Origin of the sequence: Hyphomicrobium sp. (genome assembly GCF_041674905.1) — a bacterium.
Classification (GTDB): domain Bacteria; phylum Pseudomonadota; class Alphaproteobacteria; order Rhizobiales; family Hyphomicrobiaceae; genus Hyphomicrobium_B.
The window spans coordinates 1-18907 of sequence record NZ_JBAYUV010000053.1 but is presented as its reverse complement, the minus strand read 5'-3'; the positions used below and the strand labels follow the sequence as shown (position 1 = coordinate 18907).

At 61.1% G+C, this 18907-nt stretch carries 14 protein-coding genes and 2 tRNA genes; 7 read left to right on the top strand and 9 right to left on the bottom strand.

Annotation, left to right across the window (positions count from 1 at the left end; genetic code table 11):
* Window positions 1–1737 (bottom strand): arginine--tRNA ligase (gene argS, locus WC026_RS16110; RefSeq protein WP_372712026.1); only part of this gene is annotated, 1737 nt, incomplete at its 3' end.
* Between the two features lie 93 nt (window positions 1738–1830).
* The gene (locus WC026_RS16105; RefSeq protein WP_372712025.1) at window positions 1831–3060 is read right to left on the bottom strand and encodes a deoxyguanosinetriphosphate triphosphohydrolase; all 1230 of its coding nucleotides are present in this window, start codon (window positions 3058–3060) and stop codon (window positions 1831–1833) included.
* A 118-nt stretch (window positions 3061–3178) separates the two neighbouring features.
* On the opposite strand from WC026_RS16105, the gene erpA reads away from it, so the two are divergent.
* Together erpA and xth are read left to right on the top strand one after the other, a co-directional pair.
* Window positions 3179–3502, top strand: a complete 324-nt coding sequence (erpA, locus tag WC026_RS16100) for an iron-sulfur cluster insertion protein ErpA (protein ID WP_372712024.1) — start codon at window positions 3179–3181, stop codon at window positions 3500–3502.
* Between the two features lie 49 nt (window positions 3503–3551).
* Window positions 3552–4334 (top strand): exodeoxyribonuclease III, encoded by a 783-nt coding sequence (gene xth, locus WC026_RS16095; RefSeq protein ID WP_372712023.1) that lies wholly within the window; start codon window positions 3552–3554, stop codon window positions 4332–4334.
* 15 nt (window positions 4335–4349) lie between these two features.
* Here xth and WC026_RS16090 read toward each other — a convergent pair whose 3' ends face one another.
* Entirely contained in the window at window positions 4350–5468 is a 1119-nt protein-coding gene (locus WC026_RS16090; protein ID WP_372712022.1) for a tetratricopeptide repeat protein, read from the bottom strand.
* Complete coding sequence (gene ilvD / locus WC026_RS16085) at window positions 5455–7179, bottom strand: dihydroxy-acid dehydratase (RefSeq protein WP_372712021.1); 1725 nt, start codon at window positions 7177–7179, stop codon at window positions 5455–5457. Before ilvD ends, WC026_RS16090 begins: the two co-directional genes overlap by 14 nt.
* Before the next feature lie 403 nt (window positions 7180–7582).
* Between ilvD and WC026_RS16080 the strand changes: the two genes are divergently transcribed.
* Window positions 7583–8740, top strand: a complete 1158-nt coding sequence (locus tag WC026_RS16080; RefSeq protein WP_372712020.1) for a M48 family metallopeptidase — start codon at window positions 7583–7585, stop codon at window positions 8738–8740.
* 94 nt (window positions 8741–8834) lie between these two features.
* Complete coding sequence (locus WC026_RS16075) at window positions 8835–9440, top strand: DUF2939 domain-containing protein (RefSeq protein WP_372712019.1); 606 nt, start codon at window positions 8835–8837, stop codon at window positions 9438–9440.
* A 159-nt stretch (window positions 9441–9599) separates the two neighbouring features.
* Here the strand turns inward: WC026_RS16075 and WC026_RS16070 are convergent, their stop codons facing one another.
* The 5 genes from WC026_RS16070 to WC026_RS16050 all read right to left on the bottom strand — a co-directional run bounded on the left by WC026_RS16070 (window position 9600) and on the right by WC026_RS16050 (window position 17750).
* Window positions 9600–12470 (bottom strand): valine--tRNA ligase, encoded by a 2871-nt coding sequence (locus tag WC026_RS16070; protein ID WP_372712018.1) that lies wholly within the window; start codon window positions 12468–12470, stop codon window positions 9600–9602.
* 121 nt (window positions 12471–12591) lie between these two features.
* A complete protein-coding gene (locus tag WC026_RS16065; RefSeq protein WP_372712017.1) occupies window positions 12592–13275 on the bottom strand; it encodes a DUF2497 domain-containing protein in 684 nt (227 codons plus the stop codon).
* A gap of 308 nt (window positions 13276–13583) precedes the next feature.
* Window positions 13584–15071: a DUF2497 domain-containing protein gene (locus WC026_RS16060; protein ID WP_372712016.1), complete on the bottom strand. Its 1488-nt coding sequence runs from the start codon at window positions 15069–15071 to the stop codon at window positions 13584–13586.
* A gap of 272 nt (window positions 15072–15343) precedes the next feature.
* Entirely contained in the window at window positions 15344–16819 is a 1476-nt protein-coding gene (locus WC026_RS16055) for a TolC family outer membrane protein (RefSeq protein WP_372712015.1), read from the bottom strand.
* A 304-nt stretch (window positions 16820–17123) separates the two neighbouring features.
* Complete coding sequence (locus WC026_RS16050; protein ID WP_372712014.1) at window positions 17124–17750, bottom strand: protein-L-isoaspartate O-methyltransferase; 627 nt, start codon at window positions 17748–17750, stop codon at window positions 17124–17126.
* Between the two features lie 273 nt (window positions 17751–18023).
* Here WC026_RS16050 and WC026_RS16045 point away from each other — a divergent pair.
* The 3 genes from WC026_RS16045 to WC026_RS16035 all read left to right on the top strand — a co-directional run.
* Window positions 18024–18097: transfer RNA gene (locus WC026_RS16045), tRNA-Cys, on the top strand.
* Between the two features lie 225 nt (window positions 18098–18322).
* Window positions 18323–18397, top strand: a tRNA-Asn gene (locus tag WC026_RS16040).
* 112 nt (window positions 18398–18509) lie between these two features.
* A partial coding sequence (locus WC026_RS16035) for an NAD(P)/FAD-dependent oxidoreductase (RefSeq protein ID WP_372712013.1) occupies window positions 18510–18907 on the top strand: 398 nt, incomplete at its 3' end.

The window sequence follows — 18907 nt, the reverse complement described above, 5'->3', positions numbered from 1 at the left end:
GACGCCGAGGACATCAAGTCCCGATTTTATCACCGTCTTTGTCGCGGCAATCAGCGCGAGCCGCGCAGAAGTCGCAACCCCGTCATTTGATTGAATAAATCTCAAATGTGGCGAATCGTTGCCACGCGTCCACTGCGAATGTAGCGCACTCGCGAGATCGTAGAGATAGAACGCGATCCGATGCGGCTCGTGCGCCGAGGCTGCGCCGTCGATCAATCGCGGGAAGCTCGCCAACCGTTTGACGAGATCGATCTCTCCGGAATCGGTCAGGCGCGAGAGGTCGGCGCGCCGCAGTGCATCGACCGACACATCGAGTCCCGGAATCTGCTCGACCGCGTTGCGCAGAACGCTTGCCGATCTCGCATGCGCGTACTGCACATAGAAGACGGGATTGTCTTTCGACTGCTCGGTCACCTTCGCGAAATCGAAATCCAGCGTCTCCTGGTTCTTCCGATAGAGCATCATGTAGCGGACCGGATCGCGACCCACTTCGTCGACGACATCGCGCAGCGTCACGAATGTCCCTGCCCGTTTCGACATCTTGTAAGGCTCACCCGCTTTGAAGAGCCTGACGAGTTGTACGACCTTCACGTCAAGATCAGCTTTATTATCCGAAAGCGCAGCGACCACCGCCTTGATACGCGGTATGTAGCCGACATGATCGGCGCCAAAGACGTTGATCAGTTGCCGGAAGCCGCGGCTCAACTTGTCGTAGTGATAAGCGACGTCGCCCGCGAAATACGTGTAGCTGCCGTCGGACTTCCGCAGAGCGCGGTCCTCGTCGTCCCCGAACGCCGTCGATTTGAACAGCGTCTGAAGCCGGTCCTCCCACTCGCCGTCGTCGTGGCCTTTGGGCTTGTCGAGCGTGCCCTCGTAGATGAGCCCTTTCCCGCTAAGTTCCGCGATCGCCGCCTTGATCTGATCCTTGCCGTCCGCCTGCAGCGAGGCTTCTGAGAAAAAGACGTCGTGCCGGATGTTCAGCGCCGCGAGATCGACCTTGATCATCGCCATCATTTTCTCGATGGCGACCGACCGGACGATCGGCAGCCAGCGCTCTTCGGGCATGTTGAGCAGCGACGGTCCATGCTCTTTGGCGAGCGCTTCGCCGACGGGCTTCAGATAATCGCCCGGATAGAGCCCTTCAGGGATCGCGCCGATGTCTTCGCCCAGCGCCTCACGGTAGCGGAGAAACGCCGAGCGCGCCAGCACGTTCACCTGTCCGCCTGCGTCATTGATGTAATATTCGCGCGTGACGTCATGGCCTGCGAACGCGAGCAGATTAGCAAGCGCATCGCCGAACACGGCGCCACGACAATGGCCGACGTGCATCGGACCGGTAGGATTGGCGGACACGTATTCGATATTGAGCTTGCCATCGCCGCGTGCCGAACCCGCCCCGTATCGCGCGCCTTCGGTGAGAATGTCGCGCACGAGATCCTGCCAGACTTCGTTCTTGAATGTGATGTTGAGGAAGCCGGGACCCGCGACCTCGATCTTCTGAATATCGGCGTGCGCTTCGAGCTTCGCTTTCAAAGCATCAGCGATCTCGCGCGGCTTCATCTTCGCAGCCTTGGCGAGCACGAGCGCGGCGTTGACCGCAATGTCGCCGTGGCTCGCATCCCGTGGAGGCTCGGCCTCGAAATCCGGAAGCGCAAGGTCGGACGGCAGCGTGCCTTCGGCCTTCAGCGCTTCGAGCGCGACTCTGACTCGGGCTTCAACTTCACTAAAAACGTTCATGAGAGTCCTTGAGAAATCGCGACGGCGAAACCGCGGTGCGCTGGCGGCCGGCGCGACGGAGGAGTGTCGCCAGCGCCAATCGATAGCTCGCGCCTATCGCAGTTCCGCCGTGGCGTCAAACAATCGGCGGTATTCGGCAATGGCGTAGCGATCGGTCTGCCCCGCAAGGAAGTCGCACGCGAGCCTCGCCCGGCCGTGCGGATCAAGGCTCAACGAAGCGTCGCGCCAATCCTCCGGCAGAGACGCCGGGTCGACGTTATAGCGCGCAAAAAGATCGCGAACGATCTGCTCGGCGCGCTCCATGACGTCGAGCACCTTGCGATGGTGATAGACGGACTTGAACAGGAAGCGCCGGAGCTGCGCCAGATCTGCGAACATCTGTTCGGAGAACGCGACGGTCGCACCGCCCGCATGGCGAATATCGTCAGCCGACCCCGGCGCAAGCCCCGTGAGCCGCCGGCGGCTTTCCTCGATCACATCGCCGACCATGACGGTGATCATCCGGCGCGTGATTTCATAGATCGACCGCCCTGGCTCGGCATTCTTTCCGAGAGACAAGACCTCCCGCGCCATGCCGCCAGCAAGCGGCGTCTCGGATAAAGCACCGAGCGAAATCAGCCCGGCGCGCAGCCCGTCGTCGACGTCGTGCGAGAGATAGGCAATGTCGTCGGCAAGGCTCGCGACCTGCGCTTCCGCCGACGCCCATTTGTCGAGTTCGAGGGACCGCCAGTCGTCAAACCGGCGCACGACTTTGGCAACCGCCGACTGAGGCGCAACGATCGGTCCGTTGTGCTTGACCAATCCTTCGAGCGTCTCCCACGTCAGATTGAGCCCGTCGAACGCCAAATACTTGCGTTCGAGCTTTGTGACGACGCGGACGGATTGAGCATTGTGATCGAAGCCGCCGAAATCGCCCATCGCGGTGTCGAGCGCCCGTTCGCCCGCATGACCGAACGGCGAGTGCCCGAGATCGTGCGCCAGCGCGATGGTCTCGGCGAGATCCTCGTCGAGCCGAAGCTGCCGGGCGATGGTACGCGCGATCTGCGCCACTTCCAGGGTATGCGTCAGGCGCGTGCGGTAATGATCGCCTTCGTGCGGAAGGAAAACCTGGGTTTTGTAAGCAAGCCGCCGGAACGCCGAGGAATGCAGCACGCGATCCCGGTCGCGCTGGAACGGGCTGCGGGTTGTACAGTCCGGCTCGACATGAAGGCGGCCCCGCGAGGGCACCGCACTCGCCGCGTAACGCGCCGTCGCGCGTTCGCCCGGCCGCAGGTTTTGCCCGTAATCCGCTAAATCGGCACCCGGATTTAACCTGGTTGGCATAGCGAGCCACAATTGATATTTGATATGTTCACGCGCCTTCCTATCTATTTGGAGCCAATGGCGCCAGCCCGCGTTCCCTTGAGTTCCGTGGTGCCGACCAGGAAAAGCCTAGAAACCGATGACCGTCACCGTAACCGAACAAGCCGCGTCGCGAATTTCCGAGATTGCCGGTAGCGAACCGGGATCGCCCGTCCTGCGCGTTTCCGTCGAGGGTGGCGGCTGCTCGGGGTTTCAGTACAAATTCGATCTAGTCGATAGGCGCGCCGCCGATGATTTCGTCATCGAACGCGGTGGCGCGGTCGTCGTCATCGATCCGGTCTCGCTGCAGTACATGGAAGGGGCCGAAATCGACTTCGTCGACGATCTGATCGGCGCCGCCTTTAAAATCAACAATCCCGTCGCGACCGCGTCCTGCGGCTGCGGCACGAGCTTCTCGGTCTGAACCGATCTCAAATTGATTTACGCGCGGTTGGATGGCACATGGTTGAGCCATGATCCTCGCCACGTGGAATATCAACGGCGTCAAAGCCCGGCTCGAGTCGGCGCTGACGTATCTGCGCCTGCAGTCTCCGGACGTCGTCTGCTTCCAGGAGATCAAATCCGTCGACGAAGCGTTTCCGACGTCGGCCTTTCAAGACATCGGCTACAACGTCGCGACGAACGGGCAGAAGGGGTTCAACGGCGTTGCGATCCTCTCGAAATCGCCGCTCGAAGACGTCGTTCGCGGCCTTCCCGGCGATGAAACCGATCAGCACGCGCGCTGGATTGAAGCCTCGGTTCCGCTCGGCGACCGCATGATCCGCGTCGTTTCGCTTTACCTGCCGAATGGCAATCCCATAGATTCGGAGAAATTCCCCTACAAGCTCGCGTGGATGGCCCGCATGCGTCAGCGCGCCAAGCAACTGCTCGAAGACGAAATGCCGCTCGTCCTCGCCGGAGACTTCAACGTCATTCCGGAACCCGTCGATGCCAAGCGGCCCGCTGCGTGGGTCAACGACGCGCTGTTCCAGCCGGAGAGCCGCGCAGCCTGGCGCACGCTTGTCAACGAAGGCTTCACCGACGCGACGCGCGCCTGCCATCCAGGTCCAGGCGTCTACACGTTCTGGGATTATCAGGCCGGCGCCTTCCAGAAGGACGACGGCATCCGCATCGACCACATCCTGCTCTCCAGCCAGGCGGCCGACCTGCTCGTGGCATCGGGAATAGACCGCGCGACACGCGCACAGGAAAAGCCGTCCGATCACGTGCCCGTATGGGTCAAGCTCGGAGCTTAGCTTAGCGAACGTCGCTTACCGGTCGCCTTGCGGGGACGGTGCGCCGGCTGGCGCGAAGCCGCTCGAAGGTCCATTCGAAACCGGCGGCCCGCCGATACCGGAAGCCGGAGCAAAGCCCGGCGCGCCGATGCTGATCCCAATCGTAACCTGACGGCTCTGCCGCACAGCCGGGCCTGCTACCGGCAATTGCGATGAAACCGCAGCCGGAGCGGGAGCGCTCGTTGCCGCCATGGGATGCACGAGTTCGCCGTTTGCGCAGGTCCTGACAGGTTCCGCAGAGAGGCTGTCCAGGCCATCCCTGTTGTCGCGAACCTGCGGGCTCCGGCCATAGCGCTTATGCCAGTCCGCCACCCGCCCCGTCGCCTGCAGACGAACGCCTTCACCCGCGTTGCAAAAAATCTTCTGATAGATGTCCTCGATCCAGACTCGTTCAGTAGGCGACGCGTTCGACACCGCGACGTCGATCAGATTAAGAGCAGCCGCCTGATCCTTCTGCACGAACTTGCCGCGCCAGAGAAGGTCGGCAAGAAACGCTTGCGCGCCAGGATGCCCGGACCGCGAAAGCCGCGACAGCCAGTGACGGCCGTTCTCAATCTTGCTTGACGGATCTTCCGAGCCCGCCATTTCCGGCCCTTCGCCACGCAGGAAAACTTTTGCAAGCTCGAACTGCGCGTCTTCGTCGTTGAACGTCAGCGCGGCCCGCTGCAGGTCCCGGTCGGCGGCCGCGACGTCCGGACGGACACCTGCGTCGGTGATGCCGTCGCGGAGATACATCGACACCGCCGTCAACGCTTTGGCCGCGATGGGCGCCAGCTCATCATCGTCGGGATCGACATCCTTCAGCTCGTCCGCGAGCTGCGCATAGATTTTGTAAGCCTTGCCGTGGTCGGTGTAGGCGCCTTCGTTATCGCCATAAATGCGCGCCTCGTAATAGCGCGCGATCTGCGGCTTCGTCGCTTCCAAGGCTTCGAACGCCGGAAGCGCCAGCTCATAGTATCCGCCGTTGAACGCCGAAATGCCCTGCTTCATCGCATCGTCGGGCGACCGGAATGTCACGCTGGCGGCGAAAGCCGAGCCGAGCATCGTGAAGAAGACCGCAACACTACCCGCAACAGCAAGCCTAGATATCCGCATAGCAGTGCGCTTCCGCCTTTCCTCCCGCATGGGTTACGGCGCCGTACCTGGCCGGTCCCACTTGGTCTGCAAATTTTCTCAGTGCCCCTGACTGATACATGTTCGCCGGCGCCTTCCACGTCTTGCGCCGCCGCTCAAACTCCTCTGGACTGACTTCGACTTCGAGCGTTCCGCCGTCGGTATCGATGACGATGATATCGCCGTCTTTCAGAAGTCCGATCGGACCGCCGACCGCCGCTTCCGGACCGACGTGCCCGATGCAAAGCCCGCGCGTGCCGCCGGAAAAACGTCCGTCTGTAATCAGCGCCACCTTGTCGCCGACGCCCTGGCCATAAAGCGCCGCCGTCGTCGAAAGCATTTCGCGCATGCCCGGGCCGCCCTTCGGCCCTTCGTAGCGGATGACGATCACCTCGCCTTCCTTGTAGTTGCGGTCTTCGACGGCCTTAAACGCGTCTTCCTCGCAATCGAAGCAGCGTGCGGGCCCGCGGAATTGATGCGTCTTCAAACCGGCGACCTTCACGATCGCACCGTCGGGCGCCAGCGAGCCCTTGAGCCCAACTACGCCACCCGTCGGTGAAATCGGATTGGAAACCGGAAATACGACTTTCTGATCGCGGTTGAATTTGACGCCCTCGAGATTCTGCGCGAGCGTCTTTCCAGTCACAGTCAGGCAGTCGCCGTGCAGGACGCCGCCTTCGAGCAGCGCCTTCAGAATCTGCGGCACGCCGCCGATATCGTACACGTCTTTCGCAACGTACTGGCCGCCCGGCTTCAGGTCGGCGATGTACGGCGTCTTGCGGAAAATCTCCGCGACGTCGAACAGATCGAAATCGATTCCGACCTCGTGCGCCATCGCCGGTAGATGCAGCGCTCCGTTGGTCGAGCCGCCCGTCGCCGCAATGACGACGGCGGCGTTCTCGAATGCTTTCTTTGTGCAGATATCGCGCGGCCGGATGCCGTCGGCGATCAGACGCATGACGGCCTTGCCGCTTTCGGTCGCAAAAGCGTCGCGGCTTTCATAAGGCGCCGGAGCGCCAGCCGAACCCGGCAGCGCCAGCCCGATCGCCTCGGAAACGCAGGCCATCGTGTTGGCCGTGAACTGTCCGCCGCACGAGCCCGCCGACGGACACGCGACGCATTCCAGCTCATGCAGCTCGGCCGCCGACATTTTCCCGGCCGAATGCATGCCGACGCCTTCGAACACATCGACGACGGTGACGTCGCGGCCTTTGAATTTTCCCGGCAGGATAGACCCGCCGTACATGAAGACGCTCGGAACATTGAGCCTCAACATCGACATCATGATGCCGGGCAGACTCTTGTCACAACCTGCGATGCCGACGAGCGCGTCGTAGGAATGACCGCGCATCGTGAGCTCAATCGAATCGGCGATGACCTCGCGCGAAACGAGGCTCGACTTCATGCCCTGATGGCCCATCGCGATGCCATCGGTGACGGTAATCGTGCAAAACTCACGCGGCGTGCCGCCGGCTTCCGTGACGCCGGCCTTCGCCGACTGGGCCTGGCGCATGAGCGAGATGTTACAGGGAGCGGCTTCATTCCAGCAGGAGACGACGCCGACGAACGGACGTTTGATGTCCGCCTCTTCGAGACCCATCGCATAGTAATAGGAACGGTGCGGCGCCCGCGACGGGCCTTCCGTAACGTGGCGGCTCGGCAATTTCGATTTATCGAACGTCTTGGCGTCCATTACTTTCCTCTTCGGCTCCCTGCCGTGTTTTTTGTTTCCGTACCAGGGATGCCAGCCGTCACGCCGGGAAGGAAGTGCTCAAGCATTCAAAAGGAGCATTTCGGGGCGACAGCCTCGCTTCTGCACGTGCGCGCGCTTTGTGGCTCGAAAGTGGCGCTGCACCGCAAACGAGTTGCTGTTAAGCAACATTCGCATGGCAAGCCGCCGATCATGGTAAATGAAGGACCTGCGGGCACCGTTGCCGGGCGAGGCAAACGCGACCTTCAAAAGCATCAACGAGGATTGAGTAGGCGACGAGTGCGTCATCACAACGGCCCGAGTTTGTTCCTCTGGAGACATTCATTTCCAGCTTCGCCATGCTTAGATGACGGTCGATGCGGCGCCTCTGTTGCGCCCAGCGCGAATGCCCGGAACCCTCCTGATGGCGCCGAACGAGACGACGAATTCCAATCCCAACCGGTCCTATTGCCGCTTCACCTCCGGGCGATCGTCGTTGCCTGTGGACGGCGTGGCGACGCTCGGCGTCAGCGGCGTCGAAATCGATCTCGGTCCCGGTCATCCGGCGCAGCTTTGGAATTACGACAGACTCAAAAGTCTGGAGCCCGTCCGCGGGAATGCGATCGACGTACTCTTATCTTCGCCTGAGGCACCCGGCGCATCATTGTTCGTGCAAGGCGCTAAGTTCGCCGCCAATCTTGCAGGCCACGCCCCGCATCTGACCGCCCGCGCCGCGCGGCGGCGCAGTTGGAAGTGGGGCTTGCTGCTCGCCGCAATCGTCGCGTTGGCCGTCGCAGCCAGCTTCGCCGCCGGCTGGAGCCCGCTCAGATCATTTGCGGCGGCGCTGCCGGATAGCTGGCGGCAACGCCTTGGCGATTCAGCGCGCGAATCGATGACCGAGGGCCACAAGGAATGCGTCGACGCCCACGGCGTTGCAGCGCTGTCGAACCTTTCCGCACGCCTGTCCAAGGCGGCACCCGACGGCGTCTCCTTCAACGTGCGCGTCTACGATTGGCCGCTGATGAACGCCTTTGCCGTTCCCGGAGGCCAGATCGTTCTGACCAAGGGCTTGCTCGACAAGGCCGAGAGTCCCGATGAAGTCGCGGGCGTCCTGGCGCACGAGATGGGCCACGGCATCGAGATGCATCCGGAGACGGGCATCATTCGCAGCGTCGGTCTCGCGGCCGCCGTCGAAATCATGCTCGGCGGCGGAGGACTTGCGAACGCCGGTCTGATGCTGGCGCAGCTCGGCTATTCACGCGGCGCCGAGCACGAGGCCGATCTCGATGCACTGCATTTGCTCAAAGGCGCGGGCATCGCTCCAAAAGGGCTCGGCAATTTCTTTGTGCGCGTGAGCAAGATAGAAGGCGAGAATTCCGCCGATGCGAAAAGCGGAGCGCTCACCTGGCTGCGCACGCATCCACCCGCCGCCGAACGCGCAAAGCTCGTCCGCCAGCAGTCCGACTACCCGGCGACACCGGCCCTCGACGAGCAGTCGTGGCAGGAGTTGAAGTCGATATGCAAAACGACAATCGAACCGCAAAAACCTGGGAGCGGCGATTGAGGCGACGACAATGATTGTGCTCGGCCTGAAGATCGTCAGATTCGCATGCAAATCGTGTTGAGCCAATGAACCGCGTGAGCTTTGACGAATCGCGATGAAAAAGCCGCTTTGGATTATAGCTGGACTGATCGCGCTCGTCGCCGTCGCCTACATCGGCGCACCGTTCCTCACGGCGTGGAACATTCGTGAAGCCGTACGCAACGGCAATTCCGCGTATCTGACGACCGCGATCGAATGGCCGAGCGTGCGCGAAACGCTGAAGCCTTCAATCGCGCGCATCGCACTCGACTTACCGACCGGCGAGCAGACGGAGCCCGCCAATCCCAGCCTCTGGCAACGCGCGAAAGCCTATTGGGGCCAAGGCGCCATCAATAGCCTGGTCGAGTCCTACGTGACGCCGGAAGGCCTGCCGCAGCTTTTCACGGCGCAAAAAGCTTATCGCGACTATGTTTCGGGCGATGATGGAACGAACGCACTTCCGATCCTGGAGCGCATCTCCCGCGCCTGGGCGCGCGTCAAACGCGCCGAGTTCACCGGATTCACTACGTTCGAAATCGACATGGCGGACAAGAACGATCCGTCGCGTCTCTATCTCGGCAAGCTGCAGTTGAGCCGTGTCGGCTGGAAGCTGACGGAGCTGCGGCTCAAATTCCTGAACCCGGCGAATGCCGCGATGCAGAACTTCGCCGGCACGTTTTAATTCGCGTGGATGGCCGCCTACGCGGCCATGACGAAATTAAAATTCAGAAGCCCCGCTTAATCCACGGCGCCGGGTTCGCTGTCTCCCGACGTCATGGCCGCGAAGGCGGCCATCCACGTTACTGGCGGCAAAAACAGTCTTCACCACCTGCGGAAACGATCAGGCCGCATCCTCTAGCCGTTTCAGAGCAGCTGAAAACCGCTTGATCTCGGCTTCAAGCTCGGCCTTGCGTTCCTTCGCTTCCTCGATGGCCTCTTCTTTCGCCCGCTCCATGAACTGCGGGTTGGACAGCTTCGCGTCCATCTTCTTGAGGTCGCTGTCCGCCTTCTCGATCTCTTTCGCGAGCCGCCGCTTTTCGGCGGCCATGTCGATGATGCCCGCGAGCGGCAGCGCCGCCGTGGTTTCTCCGGCAACGATCAGAGCCGCGCCTTTCGGAGCCATATCGGCAAAATCAATTTCGTCGAGACGGGCCAACCGTTTCAGCGTTTCATCGTTGCGACGGACGCACTCGCGAATGACGTCATTCGCACCGACGATGACGAGCGGCACCTTCGCACCTGCCGGAACGCTCATTTCCGTCCGCACCGAACGCACTTCTGAAATCAGCTCGACCGCCCAGTTTACCTCATCCACCGCTTCGCGTTCGACAAGGCCGTCGAGGTTCGGCCACTGGCTGAGCGCCAACAGGTCATCGCGCTTGACGCCATGCTCCACCATGTGCGTCCAGAGTTCCTCGGTGATGAACGGCATGAACGGATGCAGCATCTTGAGGATCTGATCGAGGGTCCACGCCGTCACCGCACGCGTTTCGGCTTTCGCGTCCTCGTCGTCGCCAGCGAGCAGCGGCTTGATCAACTCGAGATACCAGTCACAGAACTCACCCCAGACGAATTCATAGATCGCGGCCGCAGCTTCGTTGAATTTATAACCTTCGAGTGCGGCCGTGACCGCCTTTGCGGTCAACTCCGCTTCGCCGATGATCCATTTATTGAAGATCTGCGTCGCCGATTTCGGATCGAAATCGCGCTGCCGCACGCACTCGTTCATTTCCGCGAAGCGCGAGGCGTTCCAGAGCTTGGTCGCGAAATTACGATAGCCTTCGACGCGCGATTTCGCGAGCTTGATGTCGCGTCCCTGCGCCGCCATCGCGGCGAGCGTGAAGCGCAGCGCGTCGGCCCCGAACTCGTCGATCAGGACGAGCGGGTCCATGACGTTACCCTTCGACTTCGACATCTTCTGCCCCTTCTCGTCGCGGACGAGGGCATGGATGTAGACGTCCTTGAACGGCACTTCGTCCATGAAGTGCAGGCCCATCATCATCATGCGGGCGACCCAGAAGAAGATGATGTCGAAGCCGGTGACGAGCACGCTCGTCGGATAGTAGCGGCCAAGCTCTGGCGTCTCGTCCGGCCAGCCGAGCGTCGAGAACGGCCACAGCGCGGACGAAAACCACGTATCGAGCACGTCCTCGTCGCGCGTCAGCGCAACGTCGTTGCCATAGTGTTTGTTGGCGAGTGTTTGCGCCTCTGACTGGTCGGCTGCGACAAAGTATTTACCGTCCGGCCCATACCATGCCGGAATCTGGTGGCCCCACCAGAGCTGCCGCGAGATGCACCACGGCTGGATGTTTCGCATCCACTCGAAGTAGGTCTTCTCCCAGTTCTTCGGAACGAAGACAGTCTTGTTTTTCTCGACGGCCGCGATTGCCGGTTTCGCAAGCTCGGCGGCGTTGACGTACCACTGGTCCGTCAGCCACGGCTCGACAATGACCCCGGAGCGATCGCCGTGCGGAACCGTATGCGTCGTCGGCTCAATCTTTTCGAGCAGGCCCAGCGCATCGATATCGGCGACGACCTTCTTGCGCGCCTCGAAGCGATCGAGACCCTGCAAGTCGTCCGGAATGCCAGTAATGGGGTCAGGACCACACCCCTCCTCGTCGGCCAACACCATCCCAGGGAAACGCGGATCCTCTGCCCGATGGCCAAATGTGAGATCAGTCCCCCAGCCCTTTATGATCTTGCCGTAAGCATCGAGCACATTGATCTGCGGAAAATTGTGCCGCTTGCCGACCTCGAAGTCGTTGAAGTCGTGCGCGGGCGTGATCTTCACCGCGCCCGTTCCCTTCTCGGGATCGGAGTATTCATCCGCGACGATCGGAATCTCGCGGCCGACGAGCGGCAGCTTCACTTTCGCACCAGCCTTGATCAGCGCCGCATAGCGCTCATCCTCGGGATGCACGGCGACGCCGGTATCGCCAAGCATCGTCTCGGGTCGCGTCGTCGCGACGACGATGTAATCCTTGTCGTAGCCCGGAATCTTGCCGCTAAGCGGATAGCGGAAATAGTACATGTGACCGCTTGGATCTTTAGCGAGCACCTTCGCCAGCGCGGTAGCATCGAACGATTCGCCGCTGTCCTTCGACCACGAGAATTTTCCGCGCGATTCAACCTGCACGACTTCCAGGTCTGAGATCGCCGTCTGGAATTTCGGGTCCCAATTGACGAGACGCTTGTCCTTGTAGATCAGCCCCTCGTTGTAGAGCTGCACGAAGACTTTCACGACGGCCTTCGACAGCCCCTCGTCCATCGTGAAGCGTTCGCGCGACCAGTCGCACGATGCGCCAAGGCGCTTCAGCTGATTGACGATGGTGCCGCCGGATTCTTCCTTCCACGTCCAAACGCGCTTCAGGAATTCTTCGCGCCCAAGCTCGCGCCGCGACGGTTGCTTCTCGGCCGCGAGCTGGCGCTCGACGACCATCTGCGTCGCGATGCCGGCGTGATCGGTGCCGGGCTGCCAAAGGACATCGCGGCCCCGCATGCGCTCGAAGCGCACGAGAATGTCCTGCAGCGTATTGTTGAGAGCGTGCCCCATATGGAGCGAGCCGGTCACATTCGGCGGCGGGATGACGATGGAATAGGAAGCGTTCTTCCCGCCCGTAACGGCGCGACCGGCTTTGAACGCTTCGGACTTATCCCATTCGGAATTAATGCGCGGCTCGATTTCGGCCGGGCGGAACGTTTTTTCAAGCATCTGAGGAGGTGTCGTTTCCAACCGCGGTTGTTCGACTCCGGTGGTAAGGCTGACATTCGTTCGCTGTCAACCTTGCCACCCCCCTCGATGCGTGCAAGCGCCATTTTATGGCACTTTGCGATCAGCGCTTGCCGGTTTCGTCGCGCAGCGCCTTCTCGACGATTTTAGGCATGTTCTCGGTCAGCCACTGCCGCAGGATCGGCCGCAGAAGCTGTGCTGCGGCATCCTCGACATCGCCATTTGCAACCATGTTGCCATCGGGAAGCCGGGGCGGTTCCGGCACGAAGGCCCGTTGAACCGGTGCCGGCGCGGGTTCCGGCTCGGGCTCAGGCGCGGGTGCCATGGTATTCATGCGGCTCATACGCGTGTCAAAAAAAGATGTCATGACGCGCTTGACGTCGTCCTTTGGTGGAACGGCCGCCGATTTCGTCTCATTGACGGCATCCAAGGCAACCGCTGGCGGCGGCTCGATCATGCGCCCGTGAATTGGCTCGAAGGGAATAACGGTCCGCGCGGTGCGGCGGCCCCACTCGCTTTCCTGCGCGTGCTGTGCGTTCGTTCCAAGAGCTTCGCTGAGCCGCCCGAGCAGATTGGGCCGCTCGGCCGCAGGTTGCACCGGTGCCTTGAAAATGGCCGGCAGTTCGAATTCCAATGCCTCGTCGGCAATATTTCCGCGACCTCTTAGCGTCGTCACGCGCACCTCCCGCCTATCCGCGTCGAACTCCGGCGACCGATCGGCGATACTCGTGCGGATCGATGCTAGAATGTCTTCGACGTCGTGTTTCGCTCCATTCATCATGTTCATGACGCTTCCTCTCTGCGTACGAATACGAATTCGCAGAACCGCGTCGGCACCCCGTTGCCCCTCCGGTTCGTCTTGTCTGGAAAGAAAGCGCCGCGCACTTCGACCCGCAGCTCAAGCCCCCCAGTGACGTCACGAGCGAACCGCATCATCTAAATTGTGACTTGGCGTCGCCCGCGTGAGACAAATTGCTAAGGCCCACTCGCGGCAACCGTGTGGCGGAAGTCACGATCAAGAAAAATTTGCTGCAGATACAAAAAGAGCGGAGATGACTCCGCTTTTGCTCCGCCTCGACATTTTAAATCAAGCCGTTAGTCGCGGTTGTTCTTGTGTCCTGGCAACAGTCGCTCAGTCATTTCGCGGCGAAGAGCGCGCTCCACGATTTTTGGCATATTTTCGGCAAGCCATGTTTTGAGAAGAGGCCGCAGGAGATCGGCGACGGCGTCTTCCATCGTGCGGTCGCCGCCGATGACCGGATCGGCCTCGACGTCGAGCGGCGGCAGTGCCGATAACGCGGGTGACGATGCCGGGTGCAGCCTGTTTTCAAGCTGCGGCAGTGCCGGTTCAGCCGTCGGCTCGGAGTTTCTAGGCAAAGCGCGAAACGAAAAAGGATCAAACGTTTGCTCTACCGGCCTGCTGTGCATCGGCGCGGCGGGCTTGAACGAGTCTGACAACGGCTCGAGTTTGCGATGCGGCCCAAGCGTCGCTGAAACGCTCGGCACTGCGAATGTTGCCGGACGTGGTGCAGCGGGCGCTGCCTGGGGCACCGGCGCTCTCAGCGCCGATGACGTCGGCCGCGCCGACTCCTGAGCGATCGGCGAGCCATTGGTTTTCGGCAACGCTTGCGCAGGGGCCGAAGGCCTAGGTTCATCCCGCTGCGGCAAGCTCGAGCGCAGAGGCGCTTGCTGCGGCGGATCGATCGAAATCTTCTGGTCAGTCGCCTTCTCGCCCAACGGACGCGGCAGGAACGGCGACGGCCCGAGATCGAATGCAAAAGGATCAGGAACGTGAGCGGCCTCCCGCGTCTCGTCCCTCATAGCGACGGGCGGCGCGATGCCGCTAGGAGCAGCAGCGCCGTTGAGTTTCGCGGCGGCCTCCGCCGGCTTCGGCACAATGACATCCGGCGCAGGTGCCACTTTCGCGGCAGCATTGAGCGTCGGCGCGGTCGTCCAGTCTTGCCGTTCGTCGGCATCGCGGAGCGCCTTGAGGTCCTCGCCGAGAAGCTCCACGAGCTGCGCATCGATAAGCTGTGCTTCCGATGTCGTCTCGGGCGCCAAGGATTTCTGTTCGGCTTCGACGATCGCCTCAACCAGGACCGTGATCGATTTGTCTTGGATCTTGTCCTGCTTCGCCGTGTTCGATGAACCCTGCGATGTCCTGGGCTCGGACGGCGTCACCGCGACCTTGGCGATTTCGACCGGTTTAGCCACAACGTTCATATCCGACGCTGGCGCTGGCGACGATGCAGCCTTGGTGGCGCTGATCTCGCTCGCAGGCTTAAGACTGGCATCGGATACGATCGGATCCTGCGGCGGTGTAACGGGCGTGAAAAAACGTTGCTCACCCGGCTCATCCGCCGCAGCCGACGATTTCATGAAAGCGTCGCGCGACATGAATCCGCGCTGCTGCGACGCTGCGGGTTTGACGCCAGCGTTGGGGCGAACGGGCGATTGCGGCGCGCGCGATGGCGCCGGCGGCGGCACGGTCCTCGAACCCGACGTGTCCTCCGCGATGATCTTGCGGATCGAGGCAAGGATCTCTTCCATGCTCGGTTCAACGTTGGGCTCAAATCTCGACATACTCGTACCTTCTCGCGACGGCGACGCGGGCTCAGAGGCCGTGGAACTTCACGGGTCTAGCGACGTTCCGGCCATCATAATCAATCGGAGCATCTGCTCCGACGTCAAATATGGTGGCAGGTTGCGCAACGCCCGGCAACGATCCCGATATTAGTTATCCCCGGAGCGCGGCACTCTCAAGGCAGGAACAGCATGCAATCGCTTCGGAACGTGCCAAAACGAGCCAAAAAAGTGCCATCAGCGGCCTTGCAGAGGCTCAGGCGAATATCCGCCTATTTCAACGGCGTGCCGTCGTCGCGGACGTCCATGTGCTCACGGCGGCCATCGTCATGCGTAATGTCGATGCCCCACCACTTTCTGCGTACTTCCTCGTAGTGCACTTCAGGATGGTAGACTTCCGTCGCCGCCCCGACTTCGGAAACACTGAGGCGGCCGGTCGCCGATACCAGCGTATAGGATGCCACGAGGATATTGCGCTTCGTCGTCTCGAGGTTGACCTGCGACTGCAACAGCTCCTGCTGCGCGTTCAAAACATCGAGCAATGTCCGCTGCCCGACACGTTCCTCTTCCTTGACGCCTTCAAGAGCGGTCGTGTTCGCCGTGATGGAAGCCCGATCGGATTCCGCCTGCGCTTTAAATCCTTGCAGCTGCGCCCATGCCTGAACGACCTGCGACTGCGTCAGCGAGCGCGCTTCCTCGATCTGCTGCAGAAGCGAAATATGCGTATGCTTCGCCTGTCGCAGCCGCGCGTAAACTTCGCCACCCGCCGGATAGATCGGGACATTGACGCGGCCGACGACGGACGCCGTGCTTCCCCGGTCGATAAGCTCTGAACTGTCGAAGCTATCCGACCAGCCTGCTTCGAGTTGCGCCTGCGGGAGCAACTCACCACGAATCTGATCGACGCTGAACCGACCGGCCTGCTCGGAATAGAGCGCCTGGACAACCTGTGGATTTTCTTTCGTGCCGATCGCGACCGCGTCGGTGACGTTGCGCGGAACGAGCTTCGTATTCGGATTTGGTTCGATGAGATTTGACGGGGGATGCCCGACGACCTGCTCGAAGATGGCGCGGCTGGACTTCAGGTTGGCGCGCGCCTGATCGAGATCGGATTGCCCCGCCGCACGTCGAGCTTGCGCTTGCGCAACGTCGGTCTTCGTGACTTCGCCGACGTTGAAGCGATCCTGCGTGGCTCTCAATTCAGCATCGAGGAACTTCAGGTTGTTCTCGTTGAGCTTGACGATCGCCTGATCGCGCACGACGTCGCCGTAAGCCGTAACGGCATCCAGCAGAACCTGCTGTTCTGTGTTGCGCAGCGTTTCGCGGCCTGCGCGGTCTGTCGCTTCCGCCGCATTTACGGAGTTCGTGACCTGAAAGCCCGTAAAGACGGGCTGAACCAAATTAACGCCGTAGCCGCGTGGAGACGTCACGCTGCTGGAATTTCCGGCTGGCGACTTTGTCCAAGTCCCCTGGCGGCCGACGCTCGCCGAGAGATTGATGTCGGGACGATACCCAGAATTCGCTCGCGCGATGTCTTCGTCGCGCGCCCTCTGCCGCGCGCGTTCCGCATCGAGCGTCGGGCTATACTGATAAGCAGATGACAATGCATCGATCAGTGTCTCGGCAGACCCTGATGATGGAATTGCAAAAATCCCTGCCAGAGCCAGCAAAGCCGAAATCGCGCAACGCGACCTGAGCCGCGCGCGCATTCGTGACGGTTGAGCTTCCGCTATCATCGACAATTGCATGAACCCATTCTGACGCTCGCAGCCCCGAACCCGCGAGCGCTCCCCCTCGGAAATGCAGAAACGTCATTTACCCGATTCGCCCCTGCTCGCTTTCACTTACGCGAAGCGCCCGCGCAACAACGTACCGGATAACTTGGGTCGACACGCCTATCCGTCTAGCAATTATTAATAATTTCGTGCCGAGCGTGGCTCGAAACACACTCTCTTGTGCGAACTGCGGGTTTAGAATTAGCGCCGCAAAAAAGCGCAGCGCGATGACTGCGTCGTGGGGCTCTCAGAACGAATCGGCAGCGGAACCTAGCGGTCAGAATACAAATGCTGGCTTCGGAGACTCAAAGCCTTTCAGCAGTTGCGCCGCGGCCTGAAAAGTATCACGGCGAACGAAAAACTCTCCGGTCTTTTGCAGCAGGAACGCATGGCCTAAACCGCGCTCGACTTCAATCGCAACCAGACGGCCTCCATCTGCGAGCTGGCTTTTGAGCGCTTCGGGAACGGCTTCGACGCCACCTTCAACGACGATGACGGCATAAGGACACTGCGCCTTCCATCCTTCCGATAGAACACCCGCAACCGCCGTCACGTTGTCGATGGCGATGCTGCGGCACGCGCTGGCGACAGCCGTCGCTGATACCCTATCAGGCAGCAGCGCCACGACCGATTTTGCAATCTGCGCGACGATCGCCGCCGCGTATCCGGAGCATCCCCCGATCACGAGTACGGCGTCGTCCGGATTGATGTCCGCGAGTTGCACGAGCCTCGCAAGCACGGTCGGAGACAGCATCACGGCATCAGGGCCAACGTGAAGCGCGTCGTCGCTATAGGCAAACGTCGCCAGTCGTTCGGGAACGAACGCCTCGCGAGGAATCGCACTCATCGCGGCCGTGACTCGCCGATCGGTCACGTCACTCGGACGAATTTGACTCTCAACCATGTTTTTGCGTTGTAAAGCGATGTCTGCCATTGTCGTCCCCGCGCTATGAACCTTTTCTCCCGGCCGACGCCAGGATATAGGGCCACGAGTTTCCCGGCGTAGTCTATACGCGAGCCAAACCTCCGGCGCGACGGGAAAGCCGTCGCATGGACTGGCTTTTGCCGTTATGACTTGTAAGATATTCCCGCTCTATGTTAGACGGCCGTTCGCATCGGTAAATCGACTTGATTTCCGTAAAGCGACCAAGGCGGCGTGCCGCTGACTGAGTGTTGAGGCCACGTGGCGGAGTGGTGACGCAGCGGACTGCAAATCCGCGCACCCCGGTTCAATTCCGGGCGTGGCCTCCAAACTCTCGAAAAAGCAACGCCCACTTGGCCCCGTTTAGGTCGATGCTCGCTATAATCGGGCCTCGGACGGAATGCTGGGACCGGTCGTCGCAGTTGCCGCATCCTCATCGAAATGCAATCACGTCTTGCGCTTGATCCCGGGCGTGTGAAGAAAGAGAATAAAGGGCCTCGCCAGAGACGAAACGTTCTGCTATGCGGAGCGCTCTCCGGCATTTTGCACGGCATTCCGCGGTAGCTCAGTGGTAGAGCGTCCGACTGTTAATCGGATGGTCGTAGGTTCGAATCCTACCCGCGGAGCCAAGATTACGATGCCAAACGCTTCCCAAAAATAGACCCGTTACGCAGCCGCGGTCGTGTGCGCATATAGGTTCGAAGTCGCCCGTCCTTTTCGCGCCTCCCCCTCGGTCCGATCATGACCACCTCCGCCACACCCGATATTGAAACCCTCGTCATCGGCGCGGGCGTCATTGGCCTCGCAATCGCCGTGGAATGCGCGAAGGCGGGACAGCAAACCTACGTCCTTGAACGCCATGCCGCGATCGGACAGGAGGTCAGCTCGCGATCGAGTGAGGTTGTTCACGCCGGCATCTATTATCCTCCGGGATCGCTGAAGGCGCGGCTGTGCGTTGAAGGCAAAAGGCTTCTTTATACTTACGCCGGGGAACGAGGCATCGCTGCCGAGCGCGTCGGAAAGCTTGTCGTTGCGACGTCTGCCGCTGAAGCAGCAACCCTCGACACGATCGCCGCTCAAGCAAAAGCCAATGGCGTCGATGACCTTCGATGTCTGGACGCCGGTGACGTACAAAAACT

What these genes read in the sequence shown, in the direction of transcription:
- xth (WP_372712023.1), top strand. Translation starts at nt 3,552, where the DNA reads ATGATCCTCGCCACGTGGAATATCAACGGCGTCAAAGCCCGGCTCGAG.
- WC026_RS16065 (WP_372712017.1), bottom strand. Translation starts at nt 13,275, where the DNA reads ATGAACATGATGAATGGAGCGAAACACGACGTCGAAGACATTCTAGCA.
- WC026_RS16070 (WP_372712018.1), bottom strand. Translation starts at nt 12,470, where the DNA reads ATGCTTGAAAAAACGTTCCGCCCGGCCGAAATCGAGCCGCGCATTAAT.
- WC026_RS16090 (WP_372712022.1), bottom strand. Translation starts at nt 5,468, where the DNA reads ATGCGGATATCTAGGCTTGCTGTTGCGGGTAGTGTTGCGGTCTTCTTC.
- WC026_RS16055 (WP_372712015.1), bottom strand. Translation starts at nt 16,819, where the DNA reads ATGCAATTGTCGATGATAGCGGAAGCTCAACCGTCACGAATGCGCGCG.
- WC026_RS16080 (WP_372712020.1), top strand. Translation starts at nt 7,583, where the DNA reads ATGCCCGGAACCCTCCTGATGGCGCCGAACGAGACGACGAATTCCAAT.
- WC026_RS16050 (WP_372712014.1), bottom strand. Translation starts at nt 17,750, where the DNA reads ATGGTTGAGAGTCAAATTCGTCCGAGTGACGTGACCGATCGGCGAGTC.
- erpA (WP_372712024.1), top strand. Translation starts at nt 3,179, where the DNA reads ATGACCGTCACCGTAACCGAACAAGCCGCGTCGCGAATTTCCGAGATT.
- WC026_RS16060 (WP_372712016.1), bottom strand. Translation starts at nt 15,071, where the DNA reads ATGTCGAGATTTGAGCCCAACGTTGAACCGAGCATGGAAGAGATCCTT.
- WC026_RS16075 (WP_372712019.1), top strand. Translation starts at nt 8,835, where the DNA reads ATGAAAAAGCCGCTTTGGATTATAGCTGGACTGATCGCGCTCGTCGCC.
- ilvD (WP_372712021.1), bottom strand. Translation starts at nt 7,179, where the DNA reads ATGGACGCCAAGACGTTCGATAAATCGAAATTGCCGAGCCGCCACGTT.
- WC026_RS16105 (WP_372712025.1), bottom strand. Translation starts at nt 3,060, where the DNA reads ATGCCAACCAGGTTAAATCCGGGTGCCGATTTAGCGGATTACGGGCAA.